We start from the raw sequence: 16,406 nt of genomic DNA on the forward strand, positions 1-16,406 counted from the left end.
TAGGCGGTTTTGTATTATCAATATTTTTTTAAAAACCGATGAACTGCACCTCGGTACCCAGTTCGATGCCGTGCTTTTCCAATACTGACTGTTTGATTAAAGCTACCAGCTCAACAACTTGCGCCGCGGTTGCATGACCGACGTTGGTAATAAAATTCGCGTGTGTTGGGGACACCATAGCATCCCCCACCCGGCGCCCCTTGAAACCCAGATCGTCAATCAGTTTGCCAGCTGATTGACCGGCGGGATTCTTGAACATACAGCCCGCTGATGGAATTGAATAGTCTTGAGTGGCGCTTCTTTTCAGAGCATATTCCTTGAGCCGAGCCAGTCCAACAGCCGGTTGACCGGCCGCTAACTGAAAAACCGCCGATATGATTATTTCGGAGTTGTGCTTGAATCGACTGTCGCGGTAAGCGAACTGGCATTCGGAATTGGCCAGTATCCGAAACTGCCCGGCTTCGTCCAGCGCCTCGACGCAAACGACAATGTCTTTCAGCTCTCCGCCCATCGCGCCGGCATTACCCCGGATCGAGCCGCCGATCGAACCCGGAATACCCGAGATGAATTCCGCACCGGTTAATCCCTGTTCAACTGTCCATAGTGCCAATCGTCCCAAACTAACACCGGCGTCAGCCGTTACCCGGCTGCCGGCGCGGCTGATGCCATCATTTTCAATGCGAATCACCAAACCTCTAATGCCAGCATCTGAAACAAGCAAATTACTACCGTGACCGATAACCAGATATGGCAGCTGGCTGGAACGGGCGGATGAGATGGCTTGGACAATGTCAGGCTTTGATCGGGCGACAAAATAATAATCAGCCGGTCCGCCGATTTTAAAAGTGGTATGTCGGGACATCAATTCATGCTTTTTGATGCCGGGTAACTTTTCGATCGCCGATGTATCACTCATTGTTTTACTAAATTACGCGCCACGGTATCAATCGTCCCCGCTCCCATGATCAGCACAACGTCGTTTGGCTTGATTACGCCCTTGAGTGTCGCTTCGGTGTCGGCATCGTTGGCGCAATAAATGCCATCGTTCCCATGCTGGCGCAGCACATCCAGCAGCTGACGCGAGCTGACGTCTTGCGTACTGTCGGTTTCCCGCCCCGCCACATCATAAATCTCTTGGAGTATCAGTTTATCAATTCCGGACAGCGCGTCAACAAAATCATTGAATAGCGCCTTGGTTCGATGACGATGGTGCGGCTGAAAAGCTACCAGCAAATGTCGGTCCGGGAAGTACTGCCGCGCGGCTGCTACGGTAGCCCGAACAGCGGTGGGATGGTGTGCATAATCCGAAATTATAATCGCTCCATTGTGTTCACCGACGATTTCAAACCGACGCCACAAACCGGCAAACTCTCCCAGGGTTTTGACTATCAAATCAGGCTTTATACCCAACAACTGGCCGACACTAATCGCGGCTAGTGCGTTGCTGACATTAAACGATCCGGGGATTGCCAATCTGATTGTACCCGTGTGTGCTTCGTTAAATATTGCGCCCCGTTCTTGACCCTGTATTAATCCGAGATAATTACCACCCGATAAACCAAAGCTGACCGCGTGGCCTTTGAAATGCTTGGCCAAATCCAAAACATTAGCATCGTCATGGTTAAAAACTAACGTGCCGTTGGGTTTGATATTAGTTAGAAACTGGACAAAAGTCTCCTTGATATCGTCGATATCACGATACACATCCAGATGGTCCGATTCAATATTGGTGATAACCGCAATTTCAGGGTGGTAGTTTAAAAATGCCCGGCCATATTCATCGCCCTCAAGTACAAAATAGTCTCCCTGTCCGTTGCGGGCATTGCCATCAATTGATGCCAGACGGCTGCCGACCAATACGGTCGGATCAAGACCGGCCGCGATCAATAATTGTCCAATCATCGCCGTAGTGGTCGTTTTGCCATGCGTGCCAGATACAGTAATCAATCGCTTCCCCTCGGTCAGCTGGCCCACCGCTTCGGGATACGTTATAACAGTGAGACCGCGACGGCGGGCCTCGGCTAATTCCACATTGTCCTGCGATGTCGCCACAGTGTGAACAATAATTTTTGCATCGGGTGGCACATGCGAACTGTCGTGCGGACCAATCCAGACTTTCACCCCCAACTTTTGCATATCATCCGTGACAATGGACTGCCGCAAATCGCTGCCGGTGACGATAATCCCCCGCCAGTGCAGTAACCGAGCCAGCCCGGAAACGCCAATACCGCCGATACCCAAACAATGGACATGGCCGGCGGACAAAATATTTGTCATGATTTTGCCGTTAGGCTGACCAGTAAATCAGTTAGACGTTCACCGGCGTCTGGTTTGGCCAATTGGCGTATATTTTTTGACAGTACCTCGCGCCAGCCTGGATTGGCGAGCAAACCCTGAATTACATTGACTAAAAATTCCGAGTCGATTGACTGTTGATCGAGTACTACCGCCGCGTTGTAGCGCTTTAATAGATCAGCGTTTGCTTCCTGGTGGGTGTGTGGCATTGGTATAAAAACAGTTGGCTTACCCAGAGCTGCTGCTTCAGTAATGCTGGACAAACCGGCCCGACAAACAACCACGTCAGCCGCGGCATAAGCGTGCTTCATATCTTCGGCTAGGAATTCATAGGTGTGGTAATTTTCATGCTTTAGCTTGATTAGCATCTTTTGGGGGCCAAAGATATGAATCAGCTGGCAGATCTCTACCAGACGGAAGCCGGCTCCGGCGATTAATTCGTTTATCGGTGCGGCGCCAGTTCCGCCGCCAAAAACTAACACGATTGGCGGCTCTGGTTTGAGGTTAAATATCTTAGCCGCTTGAGCCCGGTCACCCATTAACAACTCGGTCCGGATCGGGTTACCAATCCACGTTGTCTTGCTCCTGGGGAAATCACGCAACGAGCTTTCAAACGTAACGCTGATTTTCTTGGCCACCGAGGCTACCAATTTATTGGCCAAACCCGGCACAACATCCTGCTGGTGCACCAAAGCTGGAATGCCCAACATGCGACCCGCCCAAATGACCGATACGCTTACATAGCTACCGACTGATAATATTGCGTCAGGTTTTTGAGCCCGCAACAGACCGTAAGACTTGAAAAAACCGGCTATCACTTTAAACGGATCAATTAAATTGCTTAGAGAAAAATACCGTCGTAGTTTGCCGGCTGGAACCGAATAAAACTTTATACCGGCTCGCTCAACCAGCATCCGTTCCGGTTGTGAATTTGTGCCAATAAAAAACAATACCGCGTCCGGATATCGCTTACGAAATACTTCGGCTACGGCCAGTAAGGGCGTAATAGTACCGCCGGTTCCACCCCCCACTAATGCGATTTTCATACCTCAACTATACCCGAATTTGGATAAAATGCAAGCCGGTTACGACCGGCGCGATGTGGCGCTGGTTTGCTTGGAAATGTTAACCAGTACGCCCACCGCGAAGAGTGACGATACTACCGCGGTACTGCCGTGGCTGATAAACGGCAGTGGAATGCCGGTCAGCGGTACGATGCCCACCATGGCGGCAATATTAAAAAAAGCTTGAAATACAATCCAAACAACGATACCAGCACTGACGTAACGGCTAAAATTATCCGGCGCCTGTCGGGCGATTCTAAATCCTCGCAACATCAAGTAACCAAATAATGCAATTAGGCAAAGTGAAAAAAGCAAACCCATTTCCTCCGCTATAATAGCAAAGATAGAATCGCCCTGAACTTCGGGTAGAAAATTATATTTCTGGCGTGAATGCCCCAGGCCCAACCCAAACCATCCGCCGGATCCAATCGCCAACAAGGCTTGGTTGATATGATAACCAATTCCCTGCGGGTCGGATTCGGGATTCAAGAAGACTGTAAAGCGCGCTGCCCGATACGGGGCTATTTTGATCATCAGCATGAAAAAAGCGGAACTAAAAACACCCAGCAATCCCACGTGCCATGGGTTGGCGCCGCCGATGAAGAATACACCCACGGCCATAACGCACAGTATCAGCATGGTACTAAAATCGGGCTCAAGCAAAATCAAACCGGCCACTAGAGCCAGCATGATTATAAATGGCAAAAATCCATACAAAAAATCTTTAACCCCCTGGCCGCGTTTTTGCAGCCAATTGGCCAGATAGAATAAAAAAGTCAGCTTGGCTATTTCGGCCGGTTGGATGGTGGAAAAACCCAGATTAATCCAACGATGCGATCCCTTGATATTCAGTCCGATGCCGGGAATAAAAACAACAAGTAATAACAGTATTGTCCCAATCAACAATGGAAATGACCAGCGCTGCCAAAACCGATAGTCAATCTTGGTAGCGATCCAAAAACCAAAACAACCCAATAGCACGCCATACAACAGCTGATGCTTGATATAATAATTGCTGTCTCCAAAACGCTCATACCCGACCACCGTACTGGCCGAAGACAGCATGACAAGACCGATTAATAATATTAATCCGATCGTGGCCATCAAACGGTAGTCGGGTGCGTGTCCTGTGCTAGCTTGTCGGTGCCGAGTTATCTTCACGATAGCCTCCGTACGGCTTTAACAAACTGCTCCGCCCGATCGAACTCATTCTTGAATAAATTAAAACTCGCCGCCGCGGGCGATAATACCACCGTCTCGCCCGACCTAGCTAGGCCAGCTGCAATTTTAACCGCTTGCTCCATATCAGCCGCCGGGTAAACTAATCGCTTGGCAATATTATGTCGAATGATATCGCTGGCATTGCCCGGCAACAGAATCACCGCCTTAACTGAACGATCGATTTCCTGGCACAAGGTCTGATAATCCAGATCTTTGTTCTGACCGCCGGCAATAAGAAATAGCGGTCCCTGCGGCGCTAATGCTTTTATCGCTGCCAGTGTCGCTATTGGCGCCGTGGCCGTCGTGTCATTGATATACTGCACGCCACCAACTGTTCGAATTAACTCCAGACGATCGGGAATCCCCTTAAATTTTCGTACCACCCGGCGAATCGTAGGCAATGAGACTCCCAGAGCAGCCGTTAAGGTGATCGCTCCCAGCACATTTTCTAGGTTGTGCCCGCCTAGTAGTTGGATTTCACTGACCGGCATTACAACGACATTTTTTTTGATCGTGCCGAAGTATATTTGATCGCCATCGGCAAACGCGCCTTTTATTGTTGATTTAGTAAACGGCTGTTTTGAAAACCAAAACAATTTACTCCGCACTCGTTTACCGAGCAGCCGCGTGCTGTCATTGTCATAATTGAGCACTCCGATATCGTTTGGTTTCTGATATTCTAAAATAATTCCTTTGGTGTCGCGATAATGGGCAAAGGAGCGATAACGATTCAGATGATCCGGCAATACATTGGTAATCAACGCCGCGTGCGGGCTTATTCGGTGTCGTACTAATCCCTCGAGTTGCCAAGATGATAACTCTAACACCACGGGGTTGCGTACTGGCAAACGATCGATAATCTCCAGCATGGCCGTAGTGCGGATATTGCCGGCGACCAACGTTTTGGGTTTTACTTGTTTTAAAATCTGCCAGACCAGCGTAGTAGTGGTGCTTTTTCCTTTGGTACCGGTGATGCCAATGATGGGCACTTTTACCTGGCTAAAAAATATTCCGGCTTCATTTTCAATTCTGGCACCGGCTTTTTGGGCGGTCTTTAATAATGGCGAGTTATTTGGCACACCCGGGTTTTGAATTACAATATCGGCGTTCATAAAATCCTGGTGTTCATGCCGGCCCAACGTGTATGAAACGCGTGCATTTTTTAGCTTCGCCAAAGATGGCCTCAATACCACGGCATCACGTAAATCAGTGACGACAATCTTGGCACCGTGTTTCAAAAAATATTTAGTCGCCGCCAGTCCCCCGCCGTAGAGCCCCAATCCCATAATCAGGACGCGTTTGTTTTTCCATTTATGTTTCATAGCTTGGTTTATTGTACAATATTTTTCGGAGAATTAAAAGGCACACGAAAATGTTTTCGACTTTTCGCGAAAAGGTATATTAAACTGCAATAATCCTAAATCCCAACAATGCTTCCGTCTTGGAAGCTGTCTACATTCTAAATTCATAATTCTCACTTTTAAATTATCCTCCTATGATTTGTCCACCAGGAATATGATCAACCCAATTGCCGCAGTCACGGCCGCGATTACCCAAAACCGCATCACAATCTTAGTTTCCGGCCAGCCGATTGCTTCCAGGTGATGATGGATCGGGGCTGATAAAAATACTTTGCGGTGGAGAAATTTCTTGCTGCTGATCTGAATTATCACCGAGAGTGACTCAATCACGAACAACAGACCGATAATCGGCAGCAAAAATGCCGTGTTTGTTAACATGGCTATAACACCCAGCGTCGTGCCCAACGACATCGCTCCTGTATCCCCCATGAAGAATCGAGCCGGGTGGATATTAAACCAGAGGAAGGCCAGCAAGGAACCAACGATTACACCACAGAACGCGGCTAGATTATATTTCCCCTGCATAAAACATATGACGCTATAAACCGTAAACGCAGCTAACAACGTCCCGCCCGATAATCCATCCAGCCCATCGATTTCATTGACTGAAAAAGAAGTCGCCACGATCACAAATATAAATATGGGAATATACCACCAACCGATGTTGAAGTTGCCCAGAAATGGGATGTGCAGCAGATCCCAGTCCAGCTTGTAGTAAAACCAATAGGCACCCACAATAGCAATCACGGTATAAATTAATAGGCGGTGTCGTATTTTTAAGCCCCCGCCATATGGACCGATTTTCTTAACATTAAAAATGTCATCCACTAAACCCACCAATGCGGCGGCCACTAACGCACCTAATGGCAGGAGCGTTTCACCTCTAGTTAAAAAGTTTAGACGATGGATAAAATCACCATCGATAAGTCTGGATAGGGCAAAGAATATTATCGCCAGCACCAGCGTAGTCACCCAGATCAGTAGGCCACCCATGACCGGCGTGCCGGATTTTTTTAGGTGCAGCTTGGCAAATATCGGCGCCGAAGCCTCATCCCGAATCTGCTTGCCCATCTTATATTTGTACAAAAAGTGGGTTAGCGCCGGCGTCCAAGCAATCGCGACCACAAATGAGCAAACGGTCAGGACAAAAATGGCGATTACTTCCGTGTCTTGTGGAAAAACCATAATATCAAATAATTAATTCGCGACGCATCAGCCAACCGGCCCAAAGTAGCAGCGCTTGCAGTATGACCGTGATGGCCAGTAGCACGTATACCATCGGCCGCGCTCGCTTATACATTATAATGGACAAGGCTAAATTAATAAAGATAAAGCCGGTACCAGATAGGGGCATTATCAGAATCCGATGCCACGGACCGTATAGATCGATGCCAAAATAGATGTTATAATGAAGTGGAACGTACTCGGTTTGGTTTTGAAACTTTGAATATAACAGCCACCACAGCGATCCATTGATAATGATCGCGACGCCGGCAAGCAGTAGAATTATTTTATCCTTGAAATATTGCGGTAGTTTCATTATTTTTTTGCAATACACATGACCAATTGGCTGAATAAACGCGCCACCTGGCTGGCGCTGGCTTTACTGGCCGGCATGCTGGTCGTAGAGCTGACCAGCGCTATGACCCAATCCCAGATTATTGACGAAGCGCCTCATATTGCCGCCGGGTATTCGTACTGGACGACCGGGGACTTTAAGATGAACCCAGAACACCCCCCGCTGATTAAGATGCTGGCCACGCTGCCGCTTCAGTTTATGAAGTTAAAACCGATTACGTCGTTTTCGGCTTGGGAAACAAATCCCGACCAGTGGCAATTGGGACGCCAGTTCCTGTACGAAAATACCGCGAGTCACACATGGTTGCTGTTTTGGGCGCGCCTGCCAATCATGCTACTCAGTATAATCCTCGGCTGGATTATTTTCAAATGGTCAGCCCATTTGTTCGGAGCTACCGGCGGTTTGCTGTCATTGTTATTCTATGTGTGTGACCCCACCGTGATCGCTCACTCGCGATGGATTACGACCGATTTGGGCATTGCCTTGGGTCTGTTTGCCACGCTTTATTTTCTCAAACGTTTTGTAGATCGGTCGTCAACCAAAAACTTTCTATTGTTTGTTTTAATTTACGGCTTGGCTCAAGTAGCCAAATTTTCGGCGGTGATTCTTTTCCCACTTACCATACTGTACTTGATCATCGCTTGGTGGCAGCGGCGCGGCCAGTCCCCCGCCTCCGTTGATAATACGCGGGAGTTTCTGGCTCCGCGATCGATAAAGAAGATTTTCTATTTTGCGTTGCTCTTGTTACTTGGAAGCTTCCTGATCACTTGGGCGATCTACGGTTTCGAAATGCGCCTGCCCGCTTCTGACCCCGAGGTAGCGCACGGCTTCGCGCTAGGTAAATCACTGGTGCATTATGACACGCCGACATTGAAATTTATCAACCTCATCACCGACACCGGCACGGGTGTGGGACACTTTGTTCAACGCTTGACCGAAACCGTACCGCTACCGGCCTACAGTTATTTCAAGGGTTTTGTGGTTCTCTCAATCCACAACTATTGGGGCCATATGGCTTATCTGATGGGTCACTACTCCAACACCGGCTGGTGGTACTACTTTATTATCGCATTTCTAATTAAATCTCCTCTGGTCACCCTGGCCTTTCTGTTGGTAATATTGGCCTTACTGGGTCGACGCTTGTTTATGCGCGACCATGACCAGACAATGAATTTAGCCAAAACGCGCCGGCACCGATTTTCTCTGGCACCGTTTTGCCAGCGATTAAGAAAATCAAAAATCGATTGGTGGATCATTATACTTACACCCACGGCATACTTCATTTGGACGCTGACCAGCAAGCTGAATCTGGGAGTACGGCACTTGTTGCCGATCTACCCATTCATTTTCATTGGTTTTGGCGTATTAGCTACGCTCAAATGGTCCCGCCGCGGTTTAGTGTTAAAATTCCTGGGTTTGGCCTTGGTACTATTCTACGTCGTTGATTCCTTCGCCATTTATCCGCATTATATTTCCTACTTCAACCAGTCAATCGGTGGGCCCAGCCAGGGATACAAGTATCTACTCGATTCCAATATTGATTGGGGGCAAGATCTGATCCTCCTGAAAAAATACTTAGACGAACGAGATTTAAACTTTGTCTACTTCCATTACTTCGGTACGGCCGACCCGAAAGCTTATGGAATCGACCATGTCTCGCCGCCCACTAACGATCAGATCGCCGAACTACCCGATTTTCATGGTACGGTTGCCATCAGCCTATCTGGCTTGTATTCACAGAGCGGTGAATATCGCTGGCTGCTGGATTATAAGCCGGTGGTCACTATCGGATATTCCATTCGGGTATACGACATCGATTTTCGTAAATAACCTCCCACCATCCCGCGATGATCAAAAGCCCCGCACTATTTTGCGGGTGTTTTTGATTGACTCATTAATAAAGAAAAACCGGCCTGCGGCAAGCCGGTATACGAACTTCAGTGGCGGAATATCGGCCGCAACAATTGCCAGGTGACAAACACCGAGACCAGCCAGATGGCTATCGCGATGTATTTCATCTCCGCAACTCCGCGCCTAACCCGCCAGACTAGCCCGCCCAATGCCAGCATCACGATTCCGGCGGTAACCGACCAGCGCCAATCCCCCATTTGGCAACCGGACCAGAATACGTTGCCCAGCATGCCTTCGGCCACCGCGCCAGTGAAGAAACCGAACCGAGCCATACGATTCTGGATCATCGGCAGCACCAGTCCCAACACGACGATGACCATCGGACAGAACAGGTTCTCTGAATACGCGGCCACCAGACTATGAAAGGCGGCCACGCTGACGGCGATTAGTACGCCGGCAAACAACATCGAACCAAAGAGCCACTTCAGAGCCGGATTCAACCACGAACGCGAGTGATACCGACCTGCCCTTACCATGCCAACCCCCAGACTTTGTCAGCCTCAAGCATGGCCTCCCTGTTTACTTAAAGGGAGATACTGCCTATTTAACGGCATGGCCAGCTTATTGTCAATGTGTGTTTGACTAAACAATTTTTCTGTGATATAATATGTAAGTAAAATACAAAGAATGGTATGTTGAAACAAGAACAAATAGAGCGCATCTTGTTGGAATCGAAAGTCATACCCGAAACCGACATCAAAAAGGCTGTCACTGAGGCTGCCAACGAGAACATGTCGCTGACCGACTACTTGATCCAGCAAAAACTGGTTTCGGAGAACGGTCTTTATGAAGCAGTCGCCAATTATTACGGCGCTGTTTTTGTTGATTTGAAGAAGCAAGTAATCCGCAAGGACTTGTTGCAATTGATACCCGAGTCAGTCGTCCAGGCGCACCAACTCATCCCCTATGAACAAACCACCAAAGCTCTAAAAGTCGCCGTCACTGATCCCAGCGACATCGAAATCATTGAATTCATAAAGAAACGCGCCCCCAATACCGTAGAAATCACAGTTACGACACCCACGGCCATCAAAGAAATTCTCAAGCAGCACCATAAGGGCATCAAGGCCAAATTTGACGAGATGACCACGGCTGGCAACCAAGCCGAGGTAGCCATTGATCAAAAAGATCTTAAGAAGCTCGCCCAGGATCTGCCCATTATCCGCATTGTCGATACGTTGCTGGAATATGCCATATTCGAAAGCGCCTCCGATATTCACATCGAACCGACCGAAAAAGATGTCATGGTGCGCTATCGCATCGACGGAATCTTGCGAGAGGTAATGACTTTGCCGAAAAAAACCCAGTTTGGATTAGTGGCTCGCATTAAAATATTATCGAATTTAAAATTAGACGAACACCGCTTGCCTCAGGATGGCCGGTTCAAGGTCACTAATGATGATTACCAGGTTGCGTTTCGTGTGTCGATTATCCCGGTCTATGACGGTGAAAAGATCGTCTTGCGTTTGTTGAACGAATCAGCCCAGGTATTGACCCTGGATCAGCTGGGGCTATTGTCGCGGTCTTTGGAAATATTGAAACGAAACATTGCCAAACCTCACGGCATGATTCTGGTAACCGGGCCGACCGGCTCGGGAAAAACCACCACGTTATACACGGTTTTAAATATTCTGAATAAACCCGGGGTGAATATTTCCACGGTCGAAGACCCAATCGAATATCGCATGCCCCGGATTAATCAAAGCCAGGTTAACCCAAAGATCGGCTTTACATTTTCGATCGGCCTGCGCTCATTACTGCGCCAAGACCCCAACATTATCATGGTCGGGGAAATTCGCGACAAAGAAACAGCTGAGATTGCCGCCAATGCCGCTATGACCGGTCACTTGGTTTTGTCCACGCTGCACACTAACGATGCCATCGGCGCCCTCCCCCGCTTGTTAGAAATGGGGGTGCCGTCATTCCTGGTCGCCAGCACTACAAACTTAGTTATGGCTCAGCGCCTGGTACGCAAGATCTGTCCAAATTGTATTGTCAGTTATACCCTAAGCACCCGGGCAATATCCGAATTGGAAAAGCAGATCAATCTGCAAGCCATCCTGAAAACGCTCAATGATGAAGGCGCGGTCAGCTTGGCCAAGGCCAATCCTGAATCATTGCTTTTTTACCGAGGCAAGGGCTGTCAGGAATGCAATCAAACGGGATATAAGGGTCGGGTCGGTATTTATGAAGTTATGGAAATCGACCACGAAGTAGCCGATGCCATAACCAAGAATGTATCCGCCGAAGACCTGCGCGCCCTCGCAAAAAAGAAGGGCATGTTGAATATGCTGGAAGATGGTTTTATCAAGGCTAAAATGGGCACCACTTCATTGGAAGAAGTATTGCGGGTTACTAAAGACTAGCTATGCCGATATTTTCTTATACCGCCCAAACTGCCGCCGGTCAGATCCAGCAAAATACTCTGTCGGCTGATAATGAAACCGATCTGGCTACCAAGCTTCAGGCGGGTGGGCTGACGCTTGTTTCCGCTACTGCCCAGTCCGAAGGCAATAAAAAAAGTGGTTTGTCTTGGACGGACAAATATACGGCCATAACACTGGTTGATAAAATGTTCTTTACCCAAAATTTACAGGTAATGGTACGAACCGGTTTTTCGGTATCAAAGGCGCTCAAAACGCTGTCACTCCAGGCACGTACGAAAAGGTTCGCTTACATCATTGAGCAGATCAAGAATGACGTCGAACAGGGCCGCACCCTCGCTACGGCGCTCCGGTCATACCCCAAGGTATTTCCCCCCATATTCATCAACATGGTGGAAGCCGGAGAATTATCCGGCCAGCTGGAAAATGTGCTCGATCGTCTGACCCTGCAAATGAAGAAAGATCATAATCTGATTGCCAAAGTAAAAAGCGCCTTAACATATCCCGTAGTTATACTGGTAGCCATGGTGGGCATCGCCATTGGCATGTTTATTTTTGTGATTCCAAAAATTACTAGCCTATATGCGGAAACCGAGGTAGCGCTACCGATGGCTACTCGAATTTTGATTGGCGTAAGCGATTTTGCATCAAAGAACGCGGTGTTTGTCATCGGCGGAATAATCGGCCTGGTGGCATTGATAATCCGCCTGATTCGCACGGTCAAAGGCAAACGAACCATCGACTGGCTGAGCTTGAAGTTGCCGATTGCCAATAAAATAGTCAAAAAAATTAACCTGGCTCGTTTCACCCGAACGCTTAGCTCATTACTCAAGACCGACATCCCAATAGTTCAGACCTTCCAGATTATTTCTAAAACCTTGGGCAACACCTACTATTGCGATGCCATGATGCAGGTATCAGAAAAGGTAAAACAGGGTATCACAGTTACTTCGGTGATTGAGAATTACCCCACCCTGTTCCCACCGGTTGTTACCCAGATTATTAATGTCGGGGAACAGTCCGGCACACTTGATACCATCGCCGAAGAGATTGCGGTTTTTTACGAAGAGGATGTTGAACAAACGATGGCTGGATTATCCACCATTATTGAACCGATTCTAATGTTGATCCTGGGTGTCGGCGTAGGCTTAATTGCGATCGCGATAATCATGCCGATGTACAATTTGACTCAAGTAATCTAATGCGCGCCAATACTAAAAAGGGGATGACGCTTATCGAGGTTGTGGTCGCTTTGTGTATATTCGTCGTCGCGTTAGCGGGGTTATACTCATTGATCGTAATAAGCTCGCGCGTATCAACGGATAGCCGAGCCAGACTTGACGCCACCGCCCTAGCCAATGAGCGCGTGGAGATGATTCGTAATCTCTCATACGACAACATTGGTACGAGCGCTGGCATACCAAGCGGCACCCTGCTGCAGAGCGAGGCGGTGACGGTAAACAATATTCACTACACCATCACGATTGATGTCCGGTATGTTGACGACCCATTTGACGGCACATTGGGCGGCCCCCTAAACGATCCCTTCAATACTGACTACAAGCGGGTCCGGATCGAAGTCAGCTGGCCAAATATGCTTAACCATATACCGGTCATATTGGTTACCGACGCCACCCCGAAAGGCGTGGAAAATAATGATGTCGGGGGTACGCTTATCTTGACCGCATTTGATGCCAATGGCAATCCAGTACCATCACCCGCCGTTCATATCTTCAACGACGATGTCGTGCCGGCAATCAACATCAATACCACGATGGACGCTAATGGACGGTATGTATTACCAGGCATGCCGGTAGCTCAGGAAACCTACGATATTTCGGTCACTAAAGCTGGTTATAGCACCTCTACAACCTACCCAGTTAGCGCGGGCAATCCAAATCCCACTCCCCCCGCCGCATCGATCTTTGCCGGCACCGTCACTCAGCTTAGCTTCACAATCGATCAATTGGGAGCGTTGACGATTCATTCCCTTGACCCAGCCGGGGCGCCGATCGGATCAGTCGCCTACCAGCTACGGGGCTCAAAGACGATTGGCACTGACGCTGCTGGTAATCCAATATACAAGTATTTACAGAACGTTTCCACCAATGCCAGCGGAGAATCGGTATTGAATGATATGGAATGGGACACATATGTCTTGACCATAGATTCGGTAGCTACTGGCTATGACATTGCCGGCACAAATCCGCCCGGAACAATCAATCTCGCGCCCGGCGCTAGCCTATCATACGAGCTTACCTTAGTGCCGCACACTGATCATACTTTGTTGGTCACGGTCCGGGATCAGATCGGGGGTTTAATGGCTGGCGCAACCGCCCAGCTGACTCTAGCGGCTCCACCGTACGATGTGACTCAGACCACCAACGCTAACGGGCAAATATTCTTTTCCGCGCTGACTTCCGGTGATTATACATTAACAACCCACGCTGACGGCTACGTTGATGTTATTACTCCAGTAACAGTAAACGGGCAATCCCATGTTGAGATATCACTCACGCCATAAACAAACCACTACTCGATTATCTGGTTTTACGCTCATGGAAACCATGGTAGCCATGGCTATATTCTCACTGGCGTTGGCAATTCTGTATAATTTTTACCTTCAGGGCATGGGCTCGCAACGTTACACCACCGAACAAGCACAGGCAGTCAACAGTCTCCGCCAGGGTACCGAAACAATGGTACGAGAGTTGCGAGAAGCCCGGTATGGTGATGATGGTACGTACATATTAGTTGACGCTCAAGACCAGGAAATAATTTTTTTCAGCGACGTCGACACTGACAATACTACCGAAAAAGTCAGATATTTTCTCGATGGCACTACCTTGAAAAAGGGCGTGACCAACCCGATTGGCGACCCGCCCACCTATGTCGGCGGCGTTGAGTCCATTACCGAGCTGTCTCCATACGTCCGCAATGGCAGTGATCCGATATTCGTATACTATAATGGCGGATATCCCGGCGACGTGATTAATAATCCCCTACCTACCCCCAGTCGGCTAACCGACACCAAGATGGTTCAGCTGCGTCTGCTGGTCAATGTTGATGTCAACCGCGCTCCCGACAGTTTGGAAGTTATTTCAAATGTTCAGATCAGGAATCTAAAAACCAATCTGTAATATGACCCACCAGCGTTCAAATATTCATCAATCATCGGGCTCGGTTTTGGTAATGGCTGTAGTATTTATTTCCGTCATCTTTACCATGTTTGGCGCATTGATTAGTTATGTCTTGACCCAGCAGAAAACGAATATCCGTAATGTTTCCTGGAGCCGAGCTTTGCTGATTGCGGAAGCGGGTGCAAATTATTCCCGCTGGCATCTGGCACACGCTTCGAATGATTTTGATTTTTCGGGTACCTACGACTACTCCGACCCCAGTGGCGGGGTAATTGGCCATTATACTCTCGAAGTTGCCGAACCCAGACAATGCACTACCACTGTCACCATTAAATCCACTGGCTGGACTGATGAATACCCGAACATGAAAAGAATAATCCGGGTGAGCTATGGACGCCCGTCGCTGGCTCAATATGCGTTCCTGACAAATTCTGATGTCTGGATTGGCGATACTGAGTCCGTCGTGGGGCCGCTTCATTCCAACGGCGGCATTCGAATGGATGGGACCCAAAACGCTATTTCGACTTCAACCAAAACCACCTACACCTGCCAGCCAATGCATGGCTGCAATCCGGCTCAGACGAAACCAGGTATTTGGGGCACCGGCAATGGCAACGCTGACGGTCTTTGGTCGTTTCCGGTGCCTTATATCGACTTTAACTCAATTACAACCGATTTAGCAGATTTGAAGGCGACCGCTCAAAACGGCGGGTATTATTTCGGCCCTTCGGGTGCGTATGGCTACCACATCAAATTTAAAAACGACGGGTCATTTGATTTATACAAGGTTGTAAAACTAAAGGCCAATGTTTATGGCTGCGATACCCAGTGGAACTGCAGCTGGGATTCTAATGATATCAAACCGGGCAATGGTGAGGATTTTATTGCCAATTATCCCCTGGCAGTGGATGAATGCAATAAACAAAATCTCATTTTTGTGGAAGATAAAAAAGTTTGGGTGGATGGAGTGTTGAAAGAAAAGGCCACCGTGGCGGCCGCGCAGTTTCCTGAAAGTGCCGCCACCAACGCATCAATTATTATCAACGGCAACATCTCCCGCGCTGACCCAACCGACACCATGCTGGGCTTGATCGCCCAACAGAACGTCCTGGTTCCCTATGACTCCCCTAATGTTTTAGAAATACAGGCTGTCATGGTGGCTCAAAAAGGTGCTGTCCAACGTTTGTACTACAATCCCGACAATCCCAAGAATAAAATCATGGTACGCGGGTCAATCGTCAGTAATAATGTTTGGACTTGGTCATGGGTCAATGGCAGCGGTACGGTAATATCCGGCTATCAAACGACCGAATCACATTATGAACCGGCGTTAATATATCTGCCGCCTCCTTACTTTCCCACGATTGGTGAATTCAGCTCGATATCTTGGGAAGAGTTAATGCCCGGCCAGTAATTCAACTTCTTTCTTCAACTCGGTAAACGCGATATAA

Annotated in this window: 14 protein-coding genes; 6 read left to right on the top strand and 8 right to left on the bottom strand. The window is 48.4% G+C overall.

Going from position 1 to position 16,406, the window contains the following annotated elements; all coding sequences use genetic code 11:
• Positions 1 to 28: 28 nt before the first annotated feature.
• From murB to WC734_01820, 7 genes are all read right to left on the bottom strand, one after another.
• The gene (murB, locus tag WC734_01790) at positions 29 to 916 is read right to left on the bottom strand and encodes a UDP-N-acetylmuramate dehydrogenase (GenBank protein ID MFA6197869.1); all 888 of its coding nucleotides are present in this window, start codon (positions 914 to 916) and stop codon (positions 29 to 31) included.
• Positions 913 to 2,277, bottom strand: a complete 1,365-nt coding sequence (gene murC / locus WC734_01795) for a UDP-N-acetylmuramate--L-alanine ligase (protein MFA6197870.1) — start codon at positions 2,275 to 2,277, stop codon at positions 913 to 915. The genes murB and murC overlap by 4 nt, the downstream gene beginning before the upstream one ends.
• Positions 2,274 to 3,341, bottom strand: coding sequence for an undecaprenyldiphospho-muramoylpentapeptide beta-N-acetylglucosaminyltransferase (gene murG, locus WC734_01800; GenBank protein ID MFA6197871.1), 1,068 nt, complete (start codon positions 3,339 to 3,341; stop codon positions 2,274 to 2,276). Before murG ends, murC begins: the two co-directional genes overlap by 4 nt.
• A 39-nt stretch (positions 3,342 to 3,380) precedes the next feature.
• Complete coding sequence (gene ftsW, locus WC734_01805) at positions 3,381 to 4,520, bottom strand: putative lipid II flippase FtsW (protein MFA6197872.1); 1,140 nt, start codon at positions 4,518 to 4,520, stop codon at positions 3,381 to 3,383.
• Entirely contained in the window at positions 4,517 to 5,902 is a 1,386-nt protein-coding gene (gene murD, locus WC734_01810) for a UDP-N-acetylmuramoyl-L-alanine--D-glutamate ligase (protein ID MFA6197873.1), read from the bottom strand. The genes ftsW and murD overlap by 4 nt, the downstream gene beginning before the upstream one ends.
• A gap of 171 nt (positions 5,903 to 6,073) precedes the next feature.
• Positions 6,074 to 7,126 (bottom strand): phospho-N-acetylmuramoyl-pentapeptide-transferase, encoded by a 1,053-nt coding sequence (gene mraY, locus WC734_01815; GenBank protein ID MFA6197874.1) that lies wholly within the window; start codon positions 7,124 to 7,126, stop codon positions 6,074 to 6,076.
• 4 nt (positions 7,127 to 7,130) lie between these two features.
• Positions 7,131 to 7,481: a hypothetical protein gene (locus tag WC734_01820; GenBank protein ID MFA6197875.1), complete on the bottom strand. Its 351-nt coding sequence runs from the start codon at positions 7,479 to 7,481 to the stop codon at positions 7,131 to 7,133.
• 18 nt (positions 7,482 to 7,499) lie between these two features.
• On the opposite strand from WC734_01820, the gene WC734_01825 reads away from it, so the two are divergent.
• Positions 7,500 to 9,350, top strand: coding sequence for a glycosyltransferase family 39 protein (locus WC734_01825; GenBank protein ID MFA6197876.1), 1,851 nt, complete (start codon positions 7,500 to 7,502; stop codon positions 9,348 to 9,350).
• A 107-nt stretch (positions 9,351 to 9,457) separates the two neighbouring features.
• Here the strand turns inward: WC734_01825 and WC734_01830 are convergent, their stop codons facing one another.
• Positions 9,458 to 9,907 (bottom strand): hypothetical protein, encoded by a 450-nt coding sequence (locus WC734_01830; GenBank protein MFA6197877.1) that lies wholly within the window; start codon positions 9,905 to 9,907, stop codon positions 9,458 to 9,460.
• Positions 9,908 to 10,063: 156 nt separating this feature from the next.
• On the opposite strand from WC734_01830, the gene WC734_01835 reads away from it, so the two are divergent.
• From WC734_01835 to WC734_01855, 5 genes are read left to right on the top strand one after another with little or no spacing between them, the layout of a single operon-like run.
• The gene (locus WC734_01835) at positions 10,064 to 11,797 is read left to right on the top strand and encodes an ATPase, T2SS/T4P/T4SS family (GenBank protein ID MFA6197878.1); all 1,734 of its coding nucleotides are present in this window, start codon (positions 10,064 to 10,066) and stop codon (positions 11,795 to 11,797) included.
• A gap of 2 nt (positions 11,798 to 11,799) precedes the next feature.
• Positions 11,800 to 13,017: a type II secretion system F family protein gene (locus tag WC734_01840; protein ID MFA6197879.1), complete on the top strand. Its 1,218-nt coding sequence runs from the start codon at positions 11,800 to 11,802 to the stop codon at positions 13,015 to 13,017.
• A complete protein-coding gene (locus WC734_01845; protein MFA6197880.1) occupies positions 13,017 to 14,339 on the top strand; it encodes a carboxypeptidase regulatory-like domain-containing protein in 1,323 nt (440 codons plus the stop codon). Before WC734_01840 ends, WC734_01845 begins: the two co-directional genes overlap by 1 nt.
• Positions 14,314 to 14,955 (top strand): prepilin-type N-terminal cleavage/methylation domain-containing protein, encoded by a 642-nt coding sequence (locus WC734_01850; protein MFA6197881.1) that lies wholly within the window; start codon positions 14,314 to 14,316, stop codon positions 14,953 to 14,955. The genes WC734_01845 and WC734_01850 overlap by 26 nt, the downstream gene beginning before the upstream one ends.
• A gap of 1 nt (position 14,956) precedes the next feature.
• Positions 14,957 to 16,369, top strand: a complete 1,413-nt coding sequence (locus WC734_01855) for a hypothetical protein (protein MFA6197882.1) — start codon at positions 14,957 to 14,959, stop codon at positions 16,367 to 16,369.
• Positions 16,370 to 16,406 lie beyond the last annotated feature (37 nt).

The sequence above is a fragment of the Patescibacteria group bacterium genome (assembly GCA_041661625.1).
GTDB lineage: Bacteria > Patescibacteriota > Patescibacteriia > JAHIZJ01 > JAHIZJ01 > JBAZUB01.